This is a genomic window from Streptomyces sp. NPDC059787, from assembly GCF_042732315.1.
Taxonomy (GTDB): domain Bacteria; phylum Actinomycetota; class Actinomycetes; order Streptomycetales; family Streptomycetaceae; genus Streptomyces; species Streptomyces atrovirens.
Genome location: NZ_JBHWHX010000112.1, coordinates 1 through 1383 on the forward strand (window position 1 = coordinate 1; position 1383 = coordinate 1383).

Consider the following 1383-nt stretch of genomic DNA (forward strand, 5'->3'; position numbering starts at 1 on the left):
AGCTTGGCGTTTAACGCCGATGACGTCGGTGTTCCTTGATCGATTCGGCGCGTTTGACGGTCTTGCCGACGTCGTGGTGTCTGGCTCGCTGCTTGTTGCGGGAGCCGGGTGGGCGTCCTGGGCCGGGTCGGGACGGTTTTGGTGCAGTTGCCGGACGGGAAGCCGCCGCGTGGACGTTGCGAAACCCTCGCCTCACCCGGGCAGGGGTGAGGCGGCGGGGTTCGGTGCGGCGTTCCCAGGGCCGGCGCAGGTCCTCCGTCAGGGGCCGGGCGAGGCGGAGCTGGGTGTGGGCGGCGATGACGAGCCAGGTCCACAGGTCGGCGGTGTCCGCGTGGCGGATCTTCGGCGCGGTCCAGCCGAGGGTCTGTTTCATGAGCCGGAAGGTGTGTTCCAGGTCGAATCTGCGGAGGAACGATTGCCACCAGCGGTTGATGTCCGCAGGTGTGGCGCTGTTTGCCGAGGACCACAGCCAGACGGGTTTCGGGTCGCGGTCGCCCGGTAGGTGATCGACCTCCAGACGGATCAACGTGCCGTGCAGGATGGGCAGTTCTTCGTGGGCGTGATCGAGCCAGGGGCCGCGGTGGGTGAGTCTGGGGTGCATCCGGTCCCAGGCCCTCGCCTCGGCGGTGCCGTAGCGGCTGGTGTCCGTTGTGGTGGTGAGGTCGGGTGTGTGCCAGGTGTCGGGCTTGGCGAGGGTGAGGACGCCGCCGTGGCGGCGGGGTCGTCCGCCGCGCGGTCCGGAGCGGGCGGGGCCGGCATCGCGGAGCATGACGCGGTCCGAGCGCAGACGTCCGACCAGCACCACTGGAAGGTCCGCCAGGGCGTGGGTGAGGTAGGCGGTGTCGTAGCCGGAGTCCATGACGATGAGGATCTCGGCATCGCCCGGCCGCCAGTGCCCGGCCGCGATCAACCGGACCACTACGTCGCGGAGTTGGCGGGCGGTGACCTGGGTCGCGTCATCCGCCGGACCCAGGCGGACCGCGTCCAGGAGAGCGACCCACGAAGTGCGGCCCGTTTCCAGAGCGGCGACGAAGGAGTACGGCCAGCCGGGCACGAACTGGTCACTGCTGCGGTCGCCGCGTCCATAGACGTGGCAGAACAGTCGCTGGTCACTGGTCGGCGCGTCGGGCCGCAGCCAGTGCGACACGTCCACCGCGAGCACGATCCGCCCGTCGGCCGCCCTCGGCAGCGGCAGGCCGGACAGCACGCGGCGCAACCGCGCCGGTTCCAGCCAGCCCCGGTCCAGCGCGGCGTACATCGCCCCGTGCCCACGCCGGTGCTCGACTGCCAGGGACAGCTCGACCAGCGTCTTCACCGGCCCGTCCGCACACAACACCGCGTCGGTGAGTTCGAAGAGCGCGTCCGCCCGCCGGTAGAGACACT

General features: G+C 70.5%; 1 protein-coding gene. It reads right to left on the reverse strand.

The features are described from left to right. Window positions 1-10 precede the first annotated feature (10 nt). Window positions 11-1383 (reverse strand): NF041680 family putative transposase (locus tag ACFV5H_RS37795; protein ID WP_385199186.1); only part of this gene is annotated, 1373 nt, incomplete at its 5' end.